This is a genomic window from Yoonia maritima (assembly GCF_003003285.1).
GTDB classification, from domain to species: Bacteria; Pseudomonadota; Alphaproteobacteria; order Rhodobacterales; family Rhodobacteraceae; genus Yoonia; species Yoonia maritima.
This window is the reverse complement of sequence record NZ_PVTP01000011.1, coordinates 1-23,398: the sequence shown is the minus strand read 5'-3', so window position 1 is coordinate 23,398 and position 23,398 is coordinate 1. Positions and strand designations below refer to the sequence as shown.

Below are 23,398 nucleotides of genomic sequence, written 5' to 3'. Positions count from 1 at the left end.
TGGGGCTTAACCCTGCGTTTTGGGGTCAATCCAGCCAATATTTCCGTCGTCACGTCGATAGACGACATTAATTCCGTTGTGTTTCTCGTTGCGGAAAACCAGTACCGGAGCACTTGCAATTTCCATTTGCATCACCGCTTCACCAACCGAGAGTGATGGAATTTTGGTTTCCATCTCTGCGACGATCATCGCGTTTACAGTGTCTTGCTCGGCCTCATCTGACTCATCTGTTGGTGCGAGGATATAGGACCCAGCATCAGAAAGTTCAACCGGTTGCGACCGATCAGAGTGGTGATCCTTCAACCGTCGCTTGTAACGACGTAGCTGTTTGTCCATTTTCGCGGCGCTGCTATCAAGAGCTGCGTAGATTTCAGTCGCTTTGCCAGTGGCTTGCGCCGTAAGCCCAGTTGAAAGATGCACAACGGATTCGCAGACATATTCGTGACCAGATTTAGAGAAAACGACGTATGCCTCGGTCGGGCGCCCCGCATATTTATTCAAAATATCCGAGAGTTCTGATTTCACATGTGTCTGCAGTGCTTCGCCAATGTCGATTTGCTTACCGCTGATTTGATACCGCATCGTTTCTCCTATCTTGTGGTTGCAGACATCCAATACGTCACCGCCAACGCGGTGCAGCATCGCACGCCTAATCTATGGAAAACGATAACACCCCAAATTTGTTAATCTTATTCCCTAAACCCAGCACAAAAGCCGGCGAGGTTGCGGGAAAAGAAGTTTGGTCAGTCATCTACTACAGTTGGCGACGAAAATGGGATTTTGTCAATATTGCAGTGGCTAAAGTCGGCAAAGAATCAGTTTACGCGAAAGCTGTCGCCCAGATACACGCGCCGGACATTTTCGTCTGCGATCACTTCGGCGGTGGTGCCGTGCATCAAAACTGTTCCATCGTGTAGAATATAGGCACGGTCTACAATCTGAAGCGTTTCTTGGACGTTGTGATCTGTGATGAGAACACCAATCCCACGATTTTTCAGGTCAGCGACCAAGTGCCGGATTTCGCCAACGGCGATTGGGTCGACACCTGCAAAGGGTTCATCAAGCAGCACATATTTTGGCCCCGCCGCAAGACAGCGCGCGATTTCAACACGGCGCCGTTCACCACCAGAAAGGGCCATTGCCGATGCACGACGCAGATGTTCTATCGAAAACTCTGATAGCAATTCTTCCAGCCGTTCGCGTCGACGATGGCGGTCTTTCACGGCGATTTCTAGGATCGACATGATGTTGTCTTCGACATTCATACCACGAAAGATCGACATCTCTTGGGGGAGATACCCGATGCCAAGCTGAGCGCGGCGATACATCGGAAGCGTCGTTACCTCGCGCCCGTCAATGATGACTTTGCCACCTTCGGGGGCCACAAGGCCAGCGATAGAATAAAAGCATGTTGTCTTGCCAGAACCATTAGGGCCGAGCAGCGCGACAACCTCTCCGCGGCCTAAATCGATTGTTACATCACGGATAACTGGGCGCTTGCGATAGCTTTTACGCAAGTTAACGATATGTAACCCGATATCGGAGTTTAGCGTTGAGCCATCCATTAGTTGCCGCCTTGCTGAAGAACGGTGCGCACACGACCTTCCATTGAGGCAGTGCCGGTTGACACATTGACCACCATAGTTTGCGCTGAAATCGCGCTTGCGCCTTGTGTTAACAGCACGTCACCCGTCAGTGTCAAAAGCCCTGTCGTGATATCATAGTTAGCGCTTAGCGCTTCCGCGGCTTCTGTTGCAGTGACAAACGTTACGCCGCCGGTCGCAATGAGCTGGGCGATTTCACTGTTTTCCGCAGCATAAACGACCTCAACTTGGGCCGCTGACAGGCGCAGATCACCTTGGCCAATAATAACGTTGCCGGTGAATGTTGCTTTGCCACTGTCTTGATCGACGGCAAGACTATCTGACGAAACTTCGATTGCGGCTGCCGTATCGACGGCCATGCCGCCCAAATTAATATTAGTTTGAGCATAAGACGCGCTGCCAATGGAAAACATGATGGCCGACAATATGGCGATATTCTTGAACACTTGGCTGAGTTCCTTTGCTAATGCGGCGATCACTCTTGCGGTTTGTATATCAGTTTGACGCCATTGGTGAATAGCATCTGCTGTCCAACATGATCAGAGGAAACCTGAAACGTGACTTTTCCTGCAGTCAATTCGCCGAACGGGGCATGTATTTCGAGCAACCCATCTGATGTAACGACCCCGCTATCAAGTTCAGCGATAAGACCATTTGTCTCCATCTCGTATCCGGTCGAGGTTTCAAGCCGCGCGAGCCCTAAAAACCGTGCGATCCGTGCAGGTCCATCCAGTTCGCCATTCGTTGCTGTTACTTCGATCGAGCTGCCGCCGGGATTGTCCATTCGCATCTGAATGCTATCGATCGTGACCGTGTCGGGGTTTGTTAGGCTTGGGTGCGCGCTGCGTGCGGCAATCGATAAAACGGCACCATCGTCGGTAACCCCTGAGAACCTTGGAGAAGATAATCGCTGCTCGCGCGCAATCTCTGCAACTTCCGTAAGATCAATATCTGCAGGCTCGTTTGGATCACGGGCAAACATAAACAACGTGGACAGCAGCGCGAGAGCACCAATTGGCAGCACAATTTTGGCCAATCCTACAATTCTAGAATAAGTGTTGTCTCGCCCACCCATTATTAAACGACCCCCGCACGAAGGCAGTCATGGATGTGCAATATCCCTGCAATTTTATCTGGGTTGCTTTGGTCGGCGGCGAATAGGCAAGTAATTTTGCGGTTATTCATAATGGCCAATGCCTCTGCCGCCAGTGATTGCGATGAAATGACGGTTGGGTTTGTTGTCATGATCTCACCAGCGCTATGATCAAGTAAACCTGACATATGCCGCCGTAGGTCGCCATCGGTGACAATGCCAATGAGCGTTTGGTTTTCGTCAACCACACCGACCACGCCAAATCCCTTTTGGCTAATGATTAACAAGGTGTCAGTCATCGGTGTGTTGAATGAAACGACCGGGACGGTTTGACCAACGTGCATCAGGTCAGAAACTTTGGCTAATTGAGCACCCAATTTGCCGCCCGGGTGAAATTCGCGAAAGTTTTCGGGGGTGAAATTTCTATGCTCCATCAGCGCAACCGCGAGCGCGTCACCAAGCGCAAGAGTCATGGTCGTCGATGTGGTTGGAACAACGCCTGATCCACATGCTTCGCCAAGTTGCGGTAGTGTGATGCTGACATCGGCTTGTTGCAGCAGCGTGCTGTTTGAGCGGCTGGCGACGCCGATCATCGGAATTCCAAAACGGCGGGTGTAGGTCACGAGGTCAGCTAATTCGGGTGTTTCACCGGAATTCGATAAAACTAAGACAACATCTCCTGATGTCATCATGCCAAGATCGCCGTGGCTCGCTTCGGCTGGATGGACAAAATGTGCAGGCGTGCCTGTACTTGCAAAGGTAGCCGCAATTTTTCGCGCGATATGCCCAGATTTACCCATGCCAGACACGATGGCGCGCCCTTTGACCCCAAGTAAAAGATCAACCGCCATTGCAAAACTGTCATCAAGACCGTCTGCCAATTGCTCCAACGCAGTCGCTTCCTCGCGGATAACGCGCCGGCCAGTGCTTAGGAATTTATTTGGATCTGCCATTAGTGCGAAAAAATGTCGACGTCAGACCAACCAGCAAGATCTAGTTTGGCGCGCGTGGGCAGAAAATCAAAACAAGACTGCGCGATTTCGGTGCGGCCTTCGCGGTCCAACATGGCATCAAGCGCAGATTTGAGTTTATGCAGATGCAAAACATCAGATGCCGCATAGTTTAGCTGCGCATCTGTAAGCTTTTCGGCGCCCCAGTCGCTTTGCTGTTGGTGCTTTGAAATATCGGTGCCGACCAAATCTTGCAGCAATGTTCGAAGCCTATGTCGGTCAGTATATGTGCGGACCAATTTTGAAGCGATTTTTGTGCAGTAAACGGGGGCGGTTAGTGTACCAAAGGCATTATAAAGCGCCGCAATATCAAAACGACCAAAGTGGAACAGCTTTAGCACATTTGGGTCTTCTAGCATGGCGCATAAATTTGGTGCGCGTGTTTGTCCTTTCGTGAGTTGGACCAGATGGCATTCACCATCGCCGCTAGACATTTGAATCAGGCACAACCGATCGCGCTGAGGATTAAGTCCCATTGTCTCGCAATCGATTGCTATAATGGGTCCGAGGTCCAGGCCGTCTGGCAAGTCATTCTGATAAAGATGATTGGCCAATGATATGTCCTTTGAACTATCTCTTCTCTCAAATACGTTGTGGCGGCCTAATCCTCAAGTGTGCTGGATAAATTGTGTGTCAGGTGCTGGGATGCGTAGGGTGGTTTTCGCGTGTTTTTCAAGCCAAGTTCGAAACTCAGCTGCTGGCATTGGTTTGGCATAGCCGTACCCCTGAGCAATAGCGCAACCGCGATCATTTAGATGTTGTGCCTGAACGTCTTCTTCGACTCCTTCTGCAACGACACTTAGGCCAAGTTCACTTGCCAGCGCTAAGATAGCGCGAATTACACTGTCGGCGGCAGCATCAGGCAGCGGAGCGACAAGCGAACGATCAAGCTTAATCCCATTTAACGGTAATTGGGTAAGTTTTGAGAGCGAAGCGTAGCCAGTCCCAAAGTCGTCTAATTCGAGCCCGATGCCACATTCAGATAAGCTATCTATGTTGATCGCGGCCATGTCGTCCGCGCCATTGATTAACGTCGTTTCCAAGACTTCGATGTTGACTTGATCCACGCCAAGACCTGACCGCTGCAATTCAAGTAAGAAACGTTCAATGAGGTAGGGGTCCGAAATTGTATCTGGCGCGGCATTCAATGAAATGCATGGACGCCAAAGATCTTCTTTTTGCCATAGAACGGCATGGGCCATAGCCGAACGCCAAATCGTGTGATCCATGTCGATGATAAGCCCAGCGCGTTCAGCCGCGGGTATGAAACGATCGGGCGTAAGCAGCCCGCGGGTCGGATGCCGCCAGCGCGCCAACACTTCAACGCCATGAAGCCGCCCATCACACAACCGAATTTGAGGTTGGAACCACGGTTCGATTTCGCCGCGCTTTATCGCGTCATCAATTTCTGTTTGAAGCAACTGAAGGTTATTCGCGTCCACACGCAACGATTGGGTAAAAAGCTGTGTGCTGTTTTCGCCCAAGCTTTTGGCGGAATGCAGTGCAACGGCGGCATTTGCGATGACCTCCATTGGGTCGGCGTCTTTTGAATTGAATTCAAGATACCCAATGCTGACATTAATCGCGATACGGCGCCCTTTGACGTCGAATGGGTCGGTGACAGAAGCACGTATTCGCCCGATCAACTCTTTTGCGGGTTCGTCAGTGACGACAACGAATTCGTCGCCGCCAACGCGAGCAACCATGTGGTCTTCGTCAATGCAGCTTTGTAATGCTTGGCCAACGGCGATCAGCAAACCGTCACCACAATCATGTCCAGCAGAGTTGTTGACAGACTTAAAGTTATCGAGGCCAATAAACAGTATCGATAACTCTTTGGTTCTTTTCCGCTTACTCATCTTTTCCAAGTATGCCGCCAAATGGGCACGATTGGGTAGACCGGTTAGAGGATCTTGGTGTGCAAGCTGTTCTAATTTAGAATTTACTTGCTGAAGCTGCGACCGTGAATCTCGTAATGTCGCTGTTTGGCGTTGTAGCTGCTGAATAGTGGACTGAACGGCGAGGTGGGTTGGTAAAAAGACAAACCCAGCCTCAGCAAGAAGTGCGATCGCTGAAAAAATTAATATTGCGCGCTGTAACGATGACAGACGCTTGGTATCGTTATGCGCCTGTTGTTCCATAAGTGTGGTCGCTGCAGTGAGGTGAGTTTGCAGTCCTTGTTCGACGTATAGTTCGTTAAGTTGCTGTGCTAAATTGCGACGTTGTTCAGGTGTCGCCTGATCAAGGCGCTTGGCGGTATCTGTAAAACGCTGCACCATGATACTGACCGAATTTGCAGCATCAAATGACCTGAGCCAACGCTGGTCTGCGATCAAGGTATCATAGCTATTTTCGAATTGCGCTATTGCTTCGTTAAGGTGGGAAATATCAGATTGATCACTGATCGCCAGTTTGTCGGCGATTAAGATAATTTCATGCGCGTACATGATTTGCGTATGGGATGCACGTATTCCTGTGGCGGCGACCATTTGTTTGTCGATGATGGCCCGGTTGATGGATTGGGTCGCGGCGAGTAGACAAAGGATGGTTAGCAAGGCGACACAAGAATGAACCCAGAGCCGTTCTGGGCGGCGCTGAGTAAACATTTTGCTAAGGCGTAACGCTATGGGTCTTATAAGCTGCATTAATCGAATCCTGCGGGACAACTTGAAGCAAAATGGACTCGATTGCTTAAGGTAAGGTTAGGTGTAATCGCTTTGCTCTTATTAAGTAATCGTTAACCATTATTCGTTCATTCTGGGGCTTGGGGCGTCGGTAGGAATGAGAAAATTCAATTACTTCGATTGATCATGCAGCCGTGTCATGTGCTGTTTGGGATAGCCCTGATATTGCAGGGGTGTGGTGCTATCTATGTGTCGCCGCGGGTTGCTGATCAAAATGACAACGTATTGGTGCGCCAGCTTACCGGGGAAAGCTTGGTTAGTGCCAATCAGACTGATTACACGCCTCGTCGCCTTCCCGATTATTTCACCCAAAATGCTCGTGTGTCGGGCAATGCTTTAGGTGTTGGTCCGCTGCCAGATCTGGGCAGCCCACCAGTGGTTCCACCGATGAAAACAAGTATACCGCCCGCAGTTGATCCTGGCCCATATTTGATCGGGGTAGGTGATGTCGTGTCGATCCAAACACAGGATCCGCATCGCATATCGGAAAATTTGGCTGGTGGTGTGGCAACCCAAACGCACGTCCAAGAATATACTGTGCGCGACGACGGGGGGATAACGATACCTGATGTTGGCAGTGTGATTATCGGTGGGCTGACGGTTGATCAGGCAGAAGCAGCGTTATTCCAAAGCCTGATTTCCGCGCAGATAAACCCCAAATTTAGTTTCGACATTACCCAATTTAACGCTGCAAGCGTGTCTTTGGGGGGCGCAGTAAACGCGCCTGTCGTGATCGCGATGGATCTTACTCCACTTTATTTGGACGAGGCGCTGACCCGTGCTGGTGGCATTGTGGTTGCTGATCGAGATTATGTTTCGATCCGAATGTATCGTGATGACACGCTGTATCAGATCCCATTTGCGCAATACTTAGACGATCCGGGACTTCAAAAACTGCGGCTTGTCGCGGGGGACAGCATTTTCGTAGATGTCACGTTTGAACTGGAGCAAGCGCACGCGTATTTCGAAAAACAGATAGCGCTGACACAGTGGCGACAGCAGGCGCGAGTGCAGGCTCTGGCGGCGTTAACTGCTGAAATGGATTTGCAGCGCGCTACTCTTACCGAACAACGCACCAATTTTCAGGATAGGGCGGTGTTGGATGCCGTGCCGCGCGACTATGTTTACCTAACAGGAGAGATAAGCGAGCCAGGACGATTTGCTTTGCCGTTCGAAAGCTACGCTTCGCTTGCTGATGCATTATACGCGAAGGGTGGGTTTTCTAATAAAACTGCTAATTCATCTCAAATCTATGTGCTGCGTGGCGACGAAAACGGTCAAATCACTGCGTGGCAGCTCGATGGACGTAATGCAGCAAATCTTGTGCTGGCAACGCGCATGACTATGCTGCCTAACGACATCATTTTCATTGCAGAACAACCAGTGACACGGTGGCATCGTGTGATTCAGCAGATTGTGCCATCCTTGATTACCAGCGGCGCAGGTCTGGCCGTGAACTAAAGATCAAAGCGTTTGCGTATGCGGTCTACCGGGGTACCATCGCGTAGTGGAATATTGCGAAGCCGGTCATAGTCCTGAAATCCAAGTCCCGAATAGTACCGCAGCCCCGCCACGTTATCGGCGCGGATTGTGGCATCTATTACCTTTGTTCCAGCTTCCAACGCCGCTGCTTTGGTTGCACGGAACAGGTGCTGGCCGACGCCCTTTCCTGCGGCGTCCGGTGAAACAAAGCTTGCTATAATTCCCCAGTCCGCGGGCATCGGGTCGTCTGGGTCCACCGCCCAACCTAGCCATTGAAAGCCGATGACGGCCCCAGCGTCTTCTGCGACTTGGCAACTAATCAATGCCGAAGGCGCGATGTAGTGGGATTGCATTTGCGCCACGCCGAACGGCGTTTGGTGCGCCGTAGAGCCACCAAGTGTGATGATTTTGTTCAGCAGCGCTGTCATGTCTGCGGCATCTGCGTGGGCCGCTGTGCGAATAATCATAAGGCATCCATTAGTTGTTGATGTCGCTTTGTGAATTCGTCGCGCACCTCGATCGGAGCGCGTAATCGGATCGTTAGCTTCTCGGTCAGCATTGGGTCTTGTTTGCCGAAGAACTTGTTCGCTTCGGCCTCGGTGAAACCAGCGATTTGAACAGCCTCTAACCACGCGGATAGCTTGTCGGCCTTTTTTATTTGCCGCTTTACCGTTGCGGGGATCTGCGCGGGTAGTCCGAACCTGATATGGATTGCGGCAGTTAGCCGGGTATCTAAGGCTTCGTAATCGGGGCCGACGGCGGCTTTGACCGGGCTGATCATATCGCCGATCACGTACTCGGGCGCGTCATGAAGCAGGGCGGCAAGCTGCCATTTCACGGGTGCGCTGGGCTGTTGAAGTTTGAATATCTCGGTCACAAGCAGCGAGTGTTCGGCAACTGAATAGGCGAAATCGCCACGAGTTTGCCCATTCCAACGCGCCACAAAAGCCAAACCGTGTGCAATGTCTTCGATTTCAATATCTACTGGAGTGGGATCCAGCAGGTCTAATCTTCGTCCTGATAGCATCCGTTGCCATGCGCGTGGTTGCTTCATAATAAATCCGCCTTAATTAACGACTGAATGAACTGGATAATACGTGGCTTTGGATTGTGGCAAGGTGCTTGCAGTGGTATTGGCCCTCAACCTTCTTAGGAGAATGAATGATGTCGCAAGATTATGTTGTAAAAGATATCGACCTCGCCGCGTTTGGTCGTAAAGAACTGGATATCGCTGAAACTGAAATGCCGGGCCTGATGGCGCTGCGTGCAGAATACGGTGATAGCAAGCCGCTCGCCGGTTCACGGATCGTTGGTTCGCTGCATATGACGATCCAGACTGCGGTTTTGATCGAAACGCTGGTCGCACTGGGCGCTGATGTGCGCTGGGCGTCTTGCAACATCTTTTCAACCCAAGACCACGCTGCTGCGGCAATCGCTGCGGGTGGTACGCCTGTCTTTGCGATCAAAGGTCAGTCACTGGTTGAGCACTGGGATTATCTTGACCGTTCCTTCCAGTTCCCGGAAGGCGCTAACATGATCCTTGATGATGGCGGCGACGCAACGCTTTACATCCTTTTGGGTGCGCGCGCTGAAGCTGGCGAAGACGTTTTGTCTGTCCCGACATCTGAAGAAGAAGAAGCGATCTTTAACCAGATCAAAAAGCGGATGGCGGAATCGCCCGGTTGGTTCACGAAAACACGTGAAGCCATCAAAGGCGTTTCTGAAGAAACAACAACAGGTGTTCACCGCCTTTATGATCTGCACAAGAAAGGCCAGCTGCCTTTCCCTGCGATCAACGTGAACGACTCTGTCACGAAGTCAAAGTTCGACAACAAATACGGCTGTAAGGAATCGCTGGTCGACGGTATCCGTCGCGCAACTGACACCATGTTGGCAGGTAAAGTCGCTGTCGTTTGTGGTTACGGCGATGTTGGTAAAGGCTCTGCAGCGTCATTGGCCGGTGCCGGTGCCCGCGTCAAAGTAACCGAAGTCGACCCAATCTGCGCGCTTCAGGCGGCAATGGACGGTTTCGAAGTTGTTGTGCTTGAGGATGTTGTCGACAGCGCTGACGTCTTTATCACCACCACTGGCAACAAAGACGTCATCCGTATCGAGCACATGCGCGAGATGAAGGATATGGCGATCGTTGGTAACATCGGTCACTTTGACAACGAAATTCAGGTTGCGGCGCTCAAGAATCACAAGTGGACGAACATCAAAGAGCAGGTCGATATGATCGAGATGCCTTCTGGCAGCCGTTTGATCCTGCTTTCTGAAGGTCGTTTGCTGAACCTTGGTAACGCGACTGGTCACCCATCATTTGTGATGTCTGCTTCGTTCACGAACCAAGTACTGGCGCAGATCGAAATTTGGACCAAAGGCGACGAATATGCGCCCGGCGTGTTTATCCTGCCCAAGCATCTGGACGAAAAAGTTGCTCGTCTGCACCTTGATCGGATCGGTGTGAAACTGACCGAGCTGAAGAAAGAGCAGGCCGACTATATCGGCGTTACCGTCGAAGGCCCGTTCAAGCCAGAACACTACCGCTACTAACCGGTCATGCGACACAGCATACGTCAAGCAAAGGCGCAGCAGGTCGCAAAAGAAACGAAAAAACGCGGTCACCCCTTGTTACGAGGGGCGGCCGCGTTGCTGTTTATGGGGATGCTGGGGTTCGGCGGTTATCAATTACTGATGCATCCGAACACGCCGTTGCCGTCCAGTTGGAACCCTGTTCACCCGCTGAAAATATCAGACCCGCTAACGCCATTAACGCAATGGAAACTGTTGCAGGCAGCATCGGAACCCGCTGTGTGCCTTCGCGTGCTGGAGGAATACAGCTCAATCACTGCGATGCCTGACTTTGAGCACACGGATCAGTGCCATATCCGAAATCGTGTAGAGGTTTCAGGTGTCGGTGACGCATCTATTGATGCAGTCGAAACCAGTTGCCCCATCGCGTTGCGCCTTGCCATGTGGGAACGGCATAGTTTGCAGCCAGCAGCGATGGCGCTTTTGGGCGCGCCCGTTCAGAAAATTAACCATATCGGCAGCTATAACTGCCGGGCGATGCGGACCGGCAGGGGGGAAACGACAAGAATGAGCACTCACGCCACCGCTGCAGCAATTGATATCAGCGGCTTCCGGCTTGCTGATGGTCGCAGGCTAAATTTGATCGACGATTGGACAGGTGATACCCCCGACGCACGGTTCTTGCGTCGAGCCCGGGATGGCGGATGTCAGTTCTTTAAGCTGACGCTTTCACCAGACTACAATGCGCTGCACGCAGACCATTTCCACCTGCAATCACGCGGGTGGGGGTTGTGTCGGTAAAGGCGAAACATCGCCGCCTTCAGGCTTTTTTCTTTACGAAATGTAACTTGCCCCTTTAACGTGCACCCAACGCTGCGCAAACATGCGGCGTCGACTAGATAATGACACCAACACTGGGGACAATCTCATGGGTAAAAGAGACGATTTGATCGCAAAGTACGCGGACGACCTGAAAAACAAGTGCGGCATGACACCAGACATGGATCTGCTGACTAAAGTGACCATCGGTTGTGGGCCCGCGATCTATAACGCTGACGCTTCAACTGTCGCATCCAGCCAACCTGACGAGATTGCGACTGTAAAAAACAACTTCCTGATCAAGAAACTTGGTCTCAAAGATAGCGCCGACCTTGATTCCGCAATCGACTCTGTTCTGGAAACATATGGCAAATCAGAGCGTAACAAATACCGCGCTGTCGTTTATTACATGCTGACAAAGCACTTCAAAAAAGAATCTATTTACGGCTAAAGCTGTGATGTATTGACGGTAAGACGCCCGCAGTTTTCGCGGGCGTTTCGCGTTTTAATTAAATGCGAAATTCTATTCGTTTGTCCTAGATGAACGAATGACGCTAGATTGCGATCAGGACCAGTAGGTCCGGACTTAAAGATTCATATGCGTGTGGTGGCTTAGGAGCACGCGGGGTGAAAAGAGGGTTCGGATTGTGTCTGAACCCTCTTTTTCAGAATAGCGTCAGGACAAGCCCGATTATGCCACACCCAAAGGTCGCGTAGCCGCCGTCAATTAGCGTTAGCTTAAAAGGGCGACCTGCGTAGGCATTGTTAATCATGATCCAAGGGCTGATAAAAAATAGTCCAACGCCCAACCCGGATGTCAGCCCTTTACCAAGCGTTTCGATGTCAGAAAGCGCAAAGATATGCCGCATCATGCCCGCTACAAGAACCATAGCAATTGCCGAAAGCACAAACGGTAGCGGGCTTCCGTCGCCATCTGGTTTGCCGTCAGCAGTCATTTTGATGCCAGCGGCCTGCATCCAAGGTTTTGCAAGCGTCATGTACCAAGCCGCGCCAAACGCAAACCCCGCTGCCGCGGCGACCAAAACAGAAATATAGCCCATGATTTCCTCCCATTTTTGTTAATTATGAGTGGGAATTACATTTCGGGCTAGGGTTTTGTTTCGCCCATTGCGCAGACGATTTCCCATTCTTCATCAGTGACTGGCTGTACCGATAAGCGCGAGCTTTTCACGAGGGCCATCTCGGTCAGGCGATCATCCGCTTTGATTTGTTCGAGAGTGACGGGTTTGATGAATGGGCGCACGGCTTTGATATCAACGCAATCCCAGCGTTCGTCATCGGTGGTGCTGTCTTGATGTGCTTCGGCACAGACTTCGACGATGCCGACAATCTCAAGCCCGGTGCGTGAATGGTAAAAGAACCCGCGGTCACCCAGCTTCATTGCACGCATGTTGTTGCGCGCCTGATAGTTGCGCACACCGTCCCATTCTTCGCCTGCGTCGCCTTTAGCGACCTGTTTGTCCCAACCCCAAACGTCAGGTTCGGATTTGAACAACCAATGTGCCATTAGCCCACCACCTTTTTCCAAGCTTGAATACGAACGTCGCTAAATAGGCCCGCCTTTGCATATGGGTCATTATCGGCCCAAGCCTGCGCTGCTGCCATGTCGGCAACCTCTAGTACGATCATCGATCCGCACATTTGATCGTTGTCGTCCAAGAACGGCCCCGCCATTTCGACCACACCGGTTTCCGCAATATATGCCAAATGGGCATCGCGGTTGTCTTTGCGGGTTTGCAGCGCGCCGGGTTTGTCGGTGGTGATCAGGGCAAAGCGCATTTATTCTTCCTTTAGTGGGCGCGAAAGCAACGCGTTTAGCGCGCTCATCACGTCAGTTTTGTTTTCTGTTAAATCTGCCACGACTGTGCAGATTGGCATATCAATGTCCAGATCAGTCGCAAGCTGACGCACGGCGCGGGCGGTTGCCGCCCCTTCGACGGTTGTTTCGCTGTCAAAGCTTTCACCACGCCCAAGCGCTAGACCATATCGGAAGTTTCGCGACTGTTCAGACGTGCAGGTCAACACGAGGTCACCAAAGCCGGACAGCCCTGACAGGGTTTCAGCTTGACCGCCAAGTTCAGTCGCCAATCGCTGCATTTCAGGAAAGCCGCGCGTAATCAGCGCAGCGCGTGCGCTTTCTCCAAGGCCAGCGCCAATGGCGACACCTGACGCAATCGCCATCACATTCTTCAATGCGCCGCCCAGCTCTGCGCCTATTGTATCGGTCGTTCGATAGATACGAAGCGATGTCGTCGAAAGAGCTGTCTGAAGGATCCCGCCATCTGCATCGTCGGCACAGGCAAGCGTCAGTGCAGTGGGCAGGCCGCGCGCAATATCTGCGGCAAAGCTGGGGCCAGTTAACATTGCAGCAGTCGCATCAGGCACCAAATCCCTGATCGTGCTTGCTGGACCGGTCATCCGCTTAAGGTCGATGCCCTTGCAACAAGCAACAAGATACTTGCCTTTCAGTCGCTCAACATGTGCGTTCAAGAACGCTGGCAATGTTTGCGCAGGGATAGCCAAAAGGATGGTGTCGCAAACAAAAATAGACTCTAATTCAGCTGAAAACGTAATATTTTTGGGCAGCGTCACACCGGGTAGTTTAGGATTGGCGCGGTCATTTTGCATTGTGGCAACCGCGTCCGGATTGCGTGCCCACAGCGAGATTTCATTGCCGTCAAGCGCCAGCGCCACCCCCAGCGCGGTTCCAAATGCCCCGCCGCCTGCGATCCCGATCTTCATGCTTTTGCTCCCTTTTTTCCCGATCCGAGCATGGGAGTGGCCCGTTGGTCAAGCGGCCATCTTGGTCTTGCAGACAAGGTAAGATCATCGCGATGCCCTGCTCGCATCATTTCGATCCCAGCATAGGCGATCATCGCGGCGTTATCGGTGCACAAGCGTAGTGGCGGAGCGACAAAATCAGTCTCTAATTCGGCGCAAAGCTGCATTAATCCGTCGCGGATCGTACCATTTGCAGCAACGCCGCCTGCAATCGCAAAGCTGCGTTTTGCTGGGTTCAGGTCAAGATAAAGCTGCATCGCACGCCGTGTCTTTTCGGTTAGCACATCGGTGACTGCAGCCTGAAAGCCAGCGCATAAATCGGCTTGATCTTGGACAGTTAGCCCGTCCTTTTCTGCGACCACGCTATCGCGGGCGCGAAGAATTGCGGTTTTAAGGCCAGAGAACGACATATCGCAGCCGGGCTGGTTCAATAGGGGCCGTGGCATTTTGAACCTTTTCGGATCACCTGATTTCGCCGCTTGTTCGACGGATGGGCCACCGGGCTGTGGAAGGCCAAGGATACGCGCGGTTTTATCAAACGCCTCGCCGGGGGCGTCGTCGATAGTCCCGCCGATCCGTTGATATTTATCATGCGCCTCGACAATCAAAAATTGGCAATGACCGCCTGAAACCAGCAGCATCAAATAAGGGTAGGGTATTTGATCGGTCAGGCGGGGCGTCAGTGCGTGCCCGGCTAGGTGATTTACACCGATCAAGGGCAGGCCAGTCGCGGCAGAAATACCCTTTGCACACATCACCCCGGACAGAACTCCGCCGATCAGGCCGGGGCCCGCCGTTACAGCGATTCCATCCAAATCACCCAATGTTAGACCCGCATTTTGCATTGCTTCTTCGATACAGTGGTCCAGCTTTTCGGCATGTGCGCGTGCTGCAATCTCGGGGACGACCCCGCCAAAGTCAGCGTGCAAATCGGTTTGGCCATAGACCACGGACGATAGCACCTCGTTGTCGCGTACGACGGCGGCGGCCGTATCATCGCAGCTGCTTTCGATTCCTAGAATGGTCAGTGTCATGGTGTAACTCGGTTGCGTGTGTGTTCTAGGCAGGTAACATTGCACAACCGTCCAAACAATGGTGAGCAGATGACGCCGACCCTGATCGTGACAAGACCCGCGCAGCAGGGAGAAGAGTTCGCGCGTCATATCCGTGATCGGTTTGGCGATCGTGTTAAAATTATTCAATCGCCTTTGATTGAAATCGTTCCAGTCCCTGTGAATGTCGATTTAGCACATCTGTCAGGGGTGATATTTACGTCTGTTCACGCTGTGAATGCTGTTAAATTACCCGCAGGTATTACTGCGTGGTGTGTCGGCCCGCGAACGGCGGCTTGCGCAACGAAAGCCGGGTTTCGTGCGATAACGGGGCCCGGCGATGCTAAGGCGCTATGTGATGTGATCCAAAAACAGGCACCCTGCGGCCCATTGGCGCATATCAGGGGGGTGCACGCGCGCGGATACATAGCGAGAACGCTGACTGAAGCCGGCCTGCCATGCGATGATGTTGTTGCCTACGATCAGCACGATTTGCCACTAAACAGTGACGCATTATCAGTGCTCAAGGGGGAATTTCCTGTGGTATTACCCCTATTTTCCCCGCGTACAGCTACCATATTTAGTAGGCAGAGGCCGTTTGTTGCGCCTCTACACCTAGTGGTAATGAGTAACGTTGTAAAAAAGGCAACAGGCACGGTTGATGCGCAAACCATCGCCGTCGCCTTGCAGCCAACTGGCCATTCGATGATTGGGGCAACGTTTGCGCGTCTTGATGCCCTGCTTAATAATGTTTCATAGCTAAGCCGACGGTTGAGCGTCCGGCATTGCCGCGCTAGTGTATTTAGGTTCTTCACGCAAACAGTGGATGAATCTGAGAAAGGGTTAAAACGTGGCAACACAGCCAGCAACGGGCCGTAAGGTACCATCTAATTCCGCCGAAGCGGTGAATCCGCTGATCGACTCGATTCCTGCTGAAGTTTACCCGTCAGATGTACCTCTTGCCCCCGACGTGCAAACGCCCGAAGCCGAAGCTGCATCGCAAGTTGTGCCGGACCCGATTGTCGATGAACCAGCGCCAGCAATGGCAAAGGAGAGCAGCAGCAGTGGATTTCTGCCCTTGTTGCTTGGTGGTGTTATTGCTGGTGGGATTGGGTTTGCAGTTGCATCGCTGACAATGCCAACTGCCGACACTGCACTGTCGAACCAAGTAGCGACCCAAGCAAGCGCGATCCAAAGCCTAAACCGGCAGGTTGCAGCAATGGGCGACGTCAACGCTGTTGGCATTGAGAATGCGCAAGATGATTTGTCCAGCCATATCGTTATGCTTGAGACAGAGTTACGTGCGACGTTGGCAGACTTGGAAGAGCGCACCGCAATTTTGGAGAATACACCTAGTGGTTCTGGTGGTGGTCTTTCGACCACTGCATATCAGGCAGAGCTTGATGCGCTACGTGCGCAGCTTGCTGATATGACCGAAGTTGCAGAAACCCGCTTGGATACCGCCCGTGCCGAAGCAGCAGCGATCGAAGAAAACGCAGCCGCAGCCGCGCGAAATGCGGCCGCGCGTGCAGCATTGGCCCGTGTTCAAACTGCGCTGGAAAGCGGTGCGCCGATTGGGGCAGCCTTGGGTGATCTGGAAGATGCAATTGGTGAACCCACGCCAGAAGCGTTGATTGCGGTTCAGGATGGCGTGCCAACAATGCAAAATCTACGCGAAGGTTATGCCGATGTTGCACGTGCCGCGTTGGCGACAGCCCGTAATGAAGGTGTGTCCGGCGAAGATGTAAGTGGTTTTAGTGCGTTCTTGCGCGACCAATTTGATTTGCGGTCTACTGCCCCGCGCGAAGGAAACGACGCTGATGCAATCTTGTCGCGGGCTGAATCAGCGCTGAATAGTGGGCGGCTGTCGGATGCTTTGGCCGAAATTAGCGGTTTACCTGAAGTCGCTCGTGCTGAAATGTCAGAATGGTTAACCCTTGCCGAGTCACGCGCAGATGCGCTGGCTGCTGTCGATATGCTTTCAACCTCACTCAGTGACAACTAAAGGCGATTTGTATGCTCTGGTCCTTGATAAAAATTATTGCTTTTGTTGTTGCCGTCACTGCGCTGACCTTTGGGGCAACGATGTTGATGGACGTCGAAGGCGGTGCCACAATCGGCGTCGCTGGAAAGGAAATCACGCTTAGCACGCTGGAAATGGTGTTTGCGCTGGTGGCGCTCGCCGTTACAGTTTGGCTGGGGCTTAAATTCCTCGTGTTTTTGGTTGCGGCGTTTAAGTTTTTGAACGGCGACGAAACCGCTATTTCGCGGTACTTTGATCGGAACCGTGAACGTAAAGGATATGAGGCGCTGTCCGAAGGCATGATGGCGCTTGCTTCTGGTGAAGGCCATCTTGCGATGACCAAAGCCACCCGCGCGGATAAGTATCTTAAGCAGCCACAGTTAACGAACCTGCTGACTGCGCAAGCTGCGGAGATGACAGGCGACCGTCGTAAGGCCGAAGAAACATACAAGAAACTGCTCCAAGATGATCGGACCCGGTTTGTTGGTGTGCGTGGTATCATGAAACAAAAACTGTCCGAAGGTGATACGGAAACCGCTTTTGCATTGGCGCAAAAAGCATTCGCTTTGAAGCCAAAGCACGAAGAAACACAGGATGTGTTACTGCGCCTTCAGGCTGATAAGGCAGACTGGGCTGGGGCACGTCAGACACTGGGTGCAAAACTAAAGGCGGGTTACTTACCGCGTGACGTGCACAAGCGTCGCGATGCGGTGCTCGCATTGTCTGAAGCGCGTGAAATTTTGGATGGAGGTAAAACGATTGAGGCGCGCGAAGCCGCAGTTGAGGCCAACCGTCTGTCTCCTGATTTGATACCTGCGGCGATCATGGCTGCACGCAGCTATATTTCCGATGGAAATGCGCGTTATGCGACACGGGTTCTTACAAAAACATGGAACGCACAGCCGCATCCCGATATCGCCACTGCATTTGCTGAAATCGTGCCAGATGAAAATCCAGAGCAGCGTATTAAGCGGTTCCGTACATTGACCAAATCTACTGCCGAGCATCCAGAAACAAAGATGTTGCTGGCCGAGCTTCATATCGCCGCAGAAGATTTTCCCGCTGCTAAACGTGCGTTGGGCGACCTGAATGACAAAGAGCCTACAGCCCGTAGCCTAACGTTGATGGCTGCAATTGAGCGGGGCGAAGGTGCCGAGGATTCTGTCGTTCGTGGTTGGTTGACCCGTGCCCTTACTGCGCCACGTGGCCCACAGTGGATTTGCGACAATTGCCAGCATATCCATCCGAAATGGGCACCGACGTGCGGCAACTGCGGTTCGTTCGATACGCTTTCTTGGAAAAACGCACCAACCGAAGAGGTCGCAATGCCTTCTGGCACAGAGATGCTTCCACTGATCGTGGGGCAGGATGCGCCGCAAGAGCTTCCTACTGAAATCGCGATCACTGATGCTGATGTTGTTGAACCAGAGAAATGAGTCTCTGCTACAGGCGCGCTGGATTAGCGCGCCTGTCATCGTTTCGTCTTAGGCTGCGAGCAGGTCATCAGTTGTCGTGAAATCCAGCCCGATGATAAGCGGGTCATGATCAGATGATGCGTAGACCCCTTCGTTATAGAAACCTGGATCGTTGTAATCGGTATCGTACCCGATCAAATCAGGCTCGTCGGCGTTGATGTGCCATTCAGTAACGCCAGTCACATTGTCAGCGATTTCGTTATCACCCAGGCCCTGGTCGAGCGTCCCTTGCTGCCCATTGAATACATATGAATACGCTTCGTCTTGACCGATAAATGTGTCGATCAGATCGGTTAGCCCAGCGTCGTCATCAAGGTACTGCACGGCGTCTTCTTCAGCATAGGAGTTCATATCGCCCAACAGCAGATAGTTCGTGACGCCACCGTTGTAGTCGTTAGCGACCCAATCGGCGAGCTCAACAGCACCGTCTAGCCGCACAGCATTCCAGAACCCCTGACCGTCACCCTGGTCAAAGTTGGGGTCGGCGTAGAGGTCAGCCAGCAGACTTGTGACCTGAGCATAATCGGCCGATCCTGCATTGGCGCTATTTGCCAGCCACGCCTCGGCAGCATCTGCAACGTCTTGCAGATCGCTATCGCCTTTGGATTTGAAGTGCGAAGAAACCACCGTAAAGGTTTCGCCGCTTTCGTTATCGGTGAATGTTGCTGCAACAGATGGGCGGTTGCGCTGGTAGTCATTGAATTCTTCGCCAATAAGCCCGCCAAGTGAAGACGCAATTCCGTATGTCGCGTCAGCCGAGGTTTCGTCGAACACGATGTAATCGGAATAGACCAAAGTCACCGCAGAGCTATCATAAATGATGCCTGTCGTGATCGCATCTGTTCCTACGAAATCGCCTGTGCCCGTTGGATCGACGTAGGCGTAGGTTGCATCAGTGCCTTCTGCATTTAGGATATCGACAAGGGTTCCGATTGTCTCGGTGCCGTTGTTTTCAATCTCTTGTAGGGCGACGACTTCTGCGCCTGTTCCAATGATCCCTTCAGCGATTTTGGATGATTGGCGGTCGAACTCATCCTGATTGTCGGCGCCGCGTGGACTTAGACCGCCGTCTGGTCCCGTCCCACCCGAGAATGTCGTGAAGAAATTCAACACATTGTAAGACGCGACCTGAAGCGTGCCACCAACATCGGCTGGTGTTTCTTCGCGCGCGCCAGAATTGGTGTCTTCGACGAACTCAATCGTGTCGGTGACGTTTAATGTCCATTCATCATACGAAAACGTCAAAACACCATCAACAGAATCTGCAATCTCTGCGCCAAGCCGCACAGTCGTTCCTGTGTCAGAAAAATCATCGCCGCTATCTAATACACCGTCGCCATCATCACCCGCACCGCCTGACAGATACCCAAATTCGGTTGGGTTCTCGGTCGACGATCCATCATCCAGCAGCAGGCTGGCATTTTCGTTGGCTTCAGTAAGCGCGGCGATCTCATCTGCTTGCGTTTGTGCATCGTAAATTTGGGTCGGCTGTGTTTGAACGCCCGCCGCGATGGAAATTTGCCCGTACCGATCAAGGTTAAAGTTTTCGGTCACTGTTAGGGCATCGTCTGTGCCAGTTTCGACTGACAGCAGCATACCTTCAAGCGCCTCGTAGTTAGGGGCAACGTCAGGCGATAGCGTAACAGTCGTGAGCGCTGGTAAATCTGCATTTGAATATGTCACTTCAAGAGATGTTACCGATGTGATTTCGGTCAGCCCGAAGAACTCTGTGACCGTCCCGGTGACCTGCACCAAATCAGCGACCGATACCGCATATGCGCCAGCCGTATAAACAAAGATTCCTTCAGAAGTGAGCGCATTTCCATCGCTATCGGCGTCTTCTTCCTGAAGGTAAAAGCCGTCATCGGTCACAAGAGTAACCACTGCGGAAACGGTTGCAGTTTCGCCATCGTAATCGGACGCATCACCTTCGCCTTGTATAGCCGAGATGAGCATGAGCTCTGGTTCAGGATCGACCGAAGGTGTTTCTGGGTCTGATGTTGCAATCACATTGTCAAAAAAGATCGCTTCGGAGGCGGAATTGCTGTCGAATTCTACGACGAGCTGTGCGGTGTCTATGTCGTCGCCCAAGGTGGTCGATAGTGTCATCCAAGCACCTTCGACGCCCATGTCATCGATATCTTGGCCTGTGCTATCTAACAGTGCAACCGTGCCCTGATCCGTGACGACATATATGTTAATTAGATCGTCAGCCTCCCATCCGGTGGCTTGGACGAAAGTATCAAGCGACAGTGTAACTTCGCCCACGGCGGATAGGTCAATTTCATCAAATGTCATTACTAACAGGCCATCTGCATCAGATAATTCATACCCCTGAACGCCGTCTGTATACTCACCCACAACGCCTGCGAAACTCTGAACCCCGATATAATCGGCGTCCGATATCCCAGTGTCGCCGCGCGTGTTAACCCAGCTAAGATCATATCCAAGCTGCCCAATGGACGCGTCAGTACTATCCACGGTGGCAAGACCGTCGACATTGATCAAATCAACGATTTCGCCAATGCCAACAGTAGTGCCATCTGCGGCCGCAAATTCATATTTGCCACCGGTTGCCTCGGTCTCAAAGCTTTGACCGATATAGAACACCTCTTGGATCGCAACGTTATCGATATAAAGGTTTTCCGCGCTTGAATTACTGTCTAGCTCAACAACCAAGGTCGCTTCTGTGACATCGGCCCCAAGGGTCACGCTTAGGTTTTGCCAAATACCTTCGATATCAAGATCATCGATGTCTGCGCCTGTCGTATCGAGAAGCATCACCGTACCTAGGTTCGTTTCCACATAGATGCTTACTAAATCGTCGGCTTCCCATCCTGTGTCATTCACAAACGCATCCAATGATATTTTTACCACTGTCGAATCCGCCCGCGCGGACAGGTCCACAGTGTCAAAGGTCAAGCGCAGCAAACCGTCAGCGTCTTGCATTTCATAGCCCTGCGCCCCTTCGGAAAACTGTGAAACATCACCTGTGAAATCCGTTACGCCAATGTAATCGCCATCAGAAATGCCGCTACCATCGCGCGTATTTACCCAAGACAAGTCAAAGCCGAGCAAGCCTTCAGATGCAGCGGTGCTATCAACGGTCGCCTGTCCGTTATTCACAAGGTCAACTTCGGCACCATCGGCAAGCACTGATCCATCGGTATCAGTGGCGGTATAAAATCCACCGGTTGCTTCGGTTTCGAACCCTTGGGTCAACGCAATAGGGTCCCAAATATCGTTGATGGAAACTGACAGATCGGCACTATCTGCTGCACCAAATTCATCTGTTACTGTAATGGTGATTTCATAGACATTGTCGGCGTTCGCATCCGCCGGTGCTTCAAAATCAGGGCTCGACGCAAAAGAGATTTCGCCTGTATCCGCATTAATGGTGAACAGCGCGGCATCGTCACCGGACAGGTCATACGTTAAGTTACCGCCTGCATCAGCATCTTGCGCGTTGATGCCTGCGGCCAAGCCAATCACGCCTTCGTCCATTGAAATAGCAGCATCGTCGACCACAAGAACCGGCGCGTCGTTGGTACCGGTCACAGTTACAGTCACGGTGGCTATATCTGATCCGCCAAAACCATCGTCGACGGTGTAAGTGAACATATCTGTCACAACTTCGCCTTGGGCAAGCGCATCAAACGTAGTGCCAGGCAGATAGACGATTTCGCCACCTTGAAAAGAGATTTCAGCACCAAGGGTAGAAGTCACATCAACGGAAACAACCGTGATTTCATCACCGTCAAAATCGGTATCGTTGGCCAACAGCTCATCGGTATTTAAAACTGTTGCGGTGTTCTCGATTGCGTTTGTTGTATCGTCGCTTGCTAAGGCCGCGTTGTTGCGGCCATCAAGATAGAGCGTGTAATCATCTTCCTCGAAATATAGCGCCTCGACATTTTTTATGGCTGAAACCCCAGCGAAATCACCGTTTGCATCATAGGTGGTGACTAACGCTGTTGTGCTTCTCATCCAGTTCCAAGGGTTGCCAAGTAAGGCAATGTCAGCATCCAAAATCGAACCTTGGAATGTCACCGTATCAAAGCCGCGCCCGCCATTGATAAAGTCGAAACCTGAGGAAGCGTGAATAATATCATTTCCTGAAAGCCCGAATATAAAATCTGTGCCAGCAGTACCATTCAGTAAGTCATCACCACGACTCCCTATTTCGAAATTTGAGCGATGTTCGGTACGGTTGTGCGACGACTTGTTGAAATTCCAATGATACATCTGTCTATCCCCAACGTTGGTTTGCAGCTTAGCCTTGATTTGCACGTTTCAGTAACACTTGCATGAAAAACTTTTGCGGGAAATGTAAAATTTAAGACAACCAAAGGGCGATATTGGCAATATCGATAACACTGAGTCGAAAGACCCCATGGGCGCCTGTGCCCTGAAGTTCATTTTTTGAGCACTGTGCATCAATTGTATTGGGTTGAGAGAAAATTAAAGCGATCATATCGCAATGAAGTTAATAAAAGTTACCTTAAATTCAAAATTCTACATTTATTATATTGAATTATAAATGTTAAGATTTATGAGTATTCCTCATACTATTATTTGGTTAATTAATGTTTTTTCGAAACGTCATTTATGGGGTAATTCATCTGCCTTTGGCGTGTAGATGTATGACAACTTGCGCAATTTTGAGAAGGCGAAGTTTTTGAAAATTGAATATACTGGTTTGGCAGGTGTTCTTGAAATTACACCCCTGTCTGACGTCAGCGCTTATGGGTTCAAATAGTGCAATTTGCTAAGAGAGTGTTTGTTGCTCATCGTAGCCACCGAGGAGTGGAAGATGAGAAAG

At 51.6% G+C, this 23,398-nt stretch carries 22 protein-coding genes; 7 read left to right on the top strand and 15 right to left on the bottom strand.

Going from position 1 to position 23,398, the window contains the following annotated elements; translation table 11 throughout:
* Positions 1-6: 6 nt before the first annotated feature.
* The 7 genes from hpf to CLV80_RS14445 form a co-directional block, all read right to left on the bottom strand.
* Positions 7-582 carry a ribosome hibernation-promoting factor, HPF/YfiA family gene (gene hpf / locus CLV80_RS14475; RefSeq protein WP_106358760.1) on the bottom strand — a complete coding sequence of 192 codons (576 nt, stop codon included), beginning with the start codon at positions 580-582 and terminating at the stop codon, positions 7-9.
* Positions 583-815: 233 nt separating this feature from the next.
* Entirely contained in the window at positions 816-1,565 is a 750-nt protein-coding gene (lptB, locus tag CLV80_RS14470; RefSeq protein WP_106358651.1) for an LPS export ABC transporter ATP-binding protein, read from the bottom strand.
* Complete coding sequence (locus tag CLV80_RS14465; RefSeq protein ID WP_243394586.1) at positions 1,565-2,050, bottom strand: LptA/OstA family protein; 486 nt, start codon at positions 2,048-2,050, stop codon at positions 1,565-1,567. Before CLV80_RS14465 ends, lptB begins: the two co-directional genes overlap by 1 nt.
* A gap of 29 nt (positions 2,051-2,079) precedes the next feature.
* Positions 2,080-2,640, bottom strand: coding sequence for a hypothetical protein (locus CLV80_RS14460; RefSeq protein ID WP_243394585.1), 561 nt, complete (start codon positions 2,638-2,640; stop codon positions 2,080-2,082).
* A gap of 41 nt (positions 2,641-2,681) precedes the next feature.
* Positions 2,682-3,650 (bottom strand): KpsF/GutQ family sugar-phosphate isomerase, encoded by a 969-nt coding sequence (locus tag CLV80_RS14455; protein WP_106358649.1) that lies wholly within the window; start codon positions 3,648-3,650, stop codon positions 2,682-2,684.
* Positions 3,650-4,261: a ribonuclease D gene (locus tag CLV80_RS14450; RefSeq protein ID WP_106358648.1), complete on the bottom strand. Its 612-nt coding sequence runs from the start codon at positions 4,259-4,261 to the stop codon at positions 3,650-3,652. The genes CLV80_RS14455 and CLV80_RS14450 overlap by 1 nt, the downstream gene beginning before the upstream one ends.
* A 54-nt stretch (positions 4,262-4,315) precedes the next feature.
* Complete coding sequence (locus CLV80_RS14445; protein WP_243394584.1) at positions 4,316-6,352, bottom strand: putative bifunctional diguanylate cyclase/phosphodiesterase; 2,037 nt, start codon at positions 6,350-6,352, stop codon at positions 4,316-4,318.
* 165 nt (positions 6,353-6,517) lie between these two features.
* Here CLV80_RS14445 and CLV80_RS14440 point away from each other — a divergent pair, with 165 nt between their 5' ends.
* Positions 6,518-7,852 (top strand): polysaccharide biosynthesis/export family protein, encoded by a 1,335-nt coding sequence (locus CLV80_RS14440; RefSeq protein ID WP_106358646.1) that lies wholly within the window; start codon positions 6,518-6,520, stop codon positions 7,850-7,852.
* Here CLV80_RS14440 and CLV80_RS14435 read toward each other — a convergent pair.
* The gene (locus CLV80_RS14435; protein ID WP_106358645.1) at positions 7,849-8,340 is read right to left on the bottom strand and encodes a GNAT family N-acetyltransferase; all 492 of its coding nucleotides are present in this window, start codon (positions 8,338-8,340) and stop codon (positions 7,849-7,851) included. The two genes, CLV80_RS14440 and CLV80_RS14435, sit on opposite strands and share 4 nt — an antisense overlap.
* Positions 8,337-8,927 (bottom strand): HD domain-containing protein, encoded by a 591-nt coding sequence (locus CLV80_RS14430; protein WP_106358644.1) that lies wholly within the window; start codon positions 8,925-8,927, stop codon positions 8,337-8,339. The genes CLV80_RS14435 and CLV80_RS14430 overlap by 4 nt, the downstream gene beginning before the upstream one ends.
* A 110-nt stretch (positions 8,928-9,037) precedes the next feature.
* Between CLV80_RS14430 and ahcY the strand changes: the two genes are divergently transcribed.
* From ahcY to CLV80_RS14415, 3 genes are all read left to right on the top strand, one after another.
* Entirely contained in the window at positions 9,038-10,426 is a 1,389-nt protein-coding gene (ahcY, locus tag CLV80_RS14425; protein ID WP_106358758.1) for an adenosylhomocysteinase, read from the top strand.
* 6 nt (positions 10,427-10,432) lie between these two features.
* Positions 10,433-11,206 carry an extensin-like domain-containing protein gene (locus CLV80_RS14420; protein ID WP_106358643.1) on the top strand — a complete coding sequence of 258 codons (774 nt, stop codon included), beginning with the start codon at positions 10,433-10,435 and terminating at the stop codon, positions 11,204-11,206.
* A gap of 127 nt (positions 11,207-11,333) precedes the next feature.
* A complete protein-coding gene (locus CLV80_RS14415) occupies positions 11,334-11,675 on the top strand; it encodes a DUF2853 family protein (protein WP_106358642.1) in 342 nt (113 codons plus the stop codon).
* A gap of 214 nt (positions 11,676-11,889) precedes the next feature.
* Here CLV80_RS14415 and CLV80_RS14410 read toward each other — a convergent pair whose 3' ends face one another.
* Genes CLV80_RS14410 through tsaD form a run of 5 tightly spaced genes read right to left on the bottom strand, consistent with a single transcriptional unit; the run spans position 11,890 to position 15,060 of the window.
* On the bottom strand, positions 11,890-12,285 hold the full coding sequence (locus CLV80_RS14410; RefSeq protein ID WP_106358641.1) for a DUF1761 domain-containing protein: 396 nt from the start codon (positions 12,283-12,285) through the stop codon (positions 11,890-11,892).
* A gap of 47 nt (positions 12,286-12,332) precedes the next feature.
* The gene (locus CLV80_RS14405) at positions 12,333-12,752 is read right to left on the bottom strand and encodes an EVE domain-containing protein (RefSeq protein ID WP_106358640.1); all 420 of its coding nucleotides are present in this window, start codon (positions 12,750-12,752) and stop codon (positions 12,333-12,335) included.
* Positions 12,752-13,024: a YciI family protein gene (locus tag CLV80_RS14400; RefSeq protein WP_106358639.1), complete on the bottom strand. Its 273-nt coding sequence runs from the start codon at positions 13,022-13,024 to the stop codon at positions 12,752-12,754. The genes CLV80_RS14405 and CLV80_RS14400 overlap by 1 nt, the downstream gene beginning before the upstream one ends.
* Positions 13,025-13,987 carry an NAD(P)H-dependent glycerol-3-phosphate dehydrogenase gene (locus CLV80_RS14395; protein WP_106358638.1) on the bottom strand — a complete coding sequence of 321 codons (963 nt, stop codon included), beginning with the start codon at positions 13,985-13,987 and terminating at the stop codon, positions 13,025-13,027. It lies immediately after the preceding gene.
* The gene (tsaD, locus tag CLV80_RS14390; RefSeq protein WP_106358637.1) at positions 13,984-15,060 is read right to left on the bottom strand and encodes a tRNA (adenosine(37)-N6)-threonylcarbamoyltransferase complex transferase subunit TsaD; all 1,077 of its coding nucleotides are present in this window, start codon (positions 15,058-15,060) and stop codon (positions 13,984-13,986) included. Before tsaD ends, CLV80_RS14395 begins: the two co-directional genes overlap by 4 nt.
* 69 nt (positions 15,061-15,129) lie before the next feature.
* On the opposite strand from tsaD, the gene CLV80_RS14385 reads away from it, so the two are divergent.
* The 3 genes from CLV80_RS14385 (at position 15,130) to CLV80_RS14375 (ending at position 18,537) form a co-directional block, all read left to right on the top strand.
* Positions 15,130-15,837 (top strand): uroporphyrinogen-III synthase, encoded by a 708-nt coding sequence (locus CLV80_RS14385; protein WP_106358757.1) that lies wholly within the window; start codon positions 15,130-15,132, stop codon positions 15,835-15,837.
* Between the two features lie 91 nt (positions 15,838-15,928).
* Positions 15,929-17,083, top strand: coding sequence for a COG4223 family protein (locus CLV80_RS14380; protein ID WP_106358636.1), 1,155 nt, complete (start codon positions 15,929-15,931; stop codon positions 17,081-17,083).
* Between the two features lie 11 nt (positions 17,084-17,094).
* Positions 17,095-18,537, top strand: coding sequence for a heme biosynthesis protein HemY (locus CLV80_RS14375; RefSeq protein WP_106358635.1), 1,443 nt, complete (start codon positions 17,095-17,097; stop codon positions 18,535-18,537).
* Positions 18,538-18,585: 48 nt separating this feature from the next.
* Here CLV80_RS14375 and CLV80_RS14370 read toward each other — a convergent pair whose 3' ends face one another.
* On the bottom strand, positions 18,586-22,821 hold the full coding sequence (locus CLV80_RS14370) for an ExeM/NucH family extracellular endonuclease (RefSeq protein WP_106358634.1): 4,236 nt from the start codon (positions 22,819-22,821) through the stop codon (positions 18,586-18,588).
* Between the last annotated feature and the right edge of the window lie 577 nt (positions 22,822-23,398).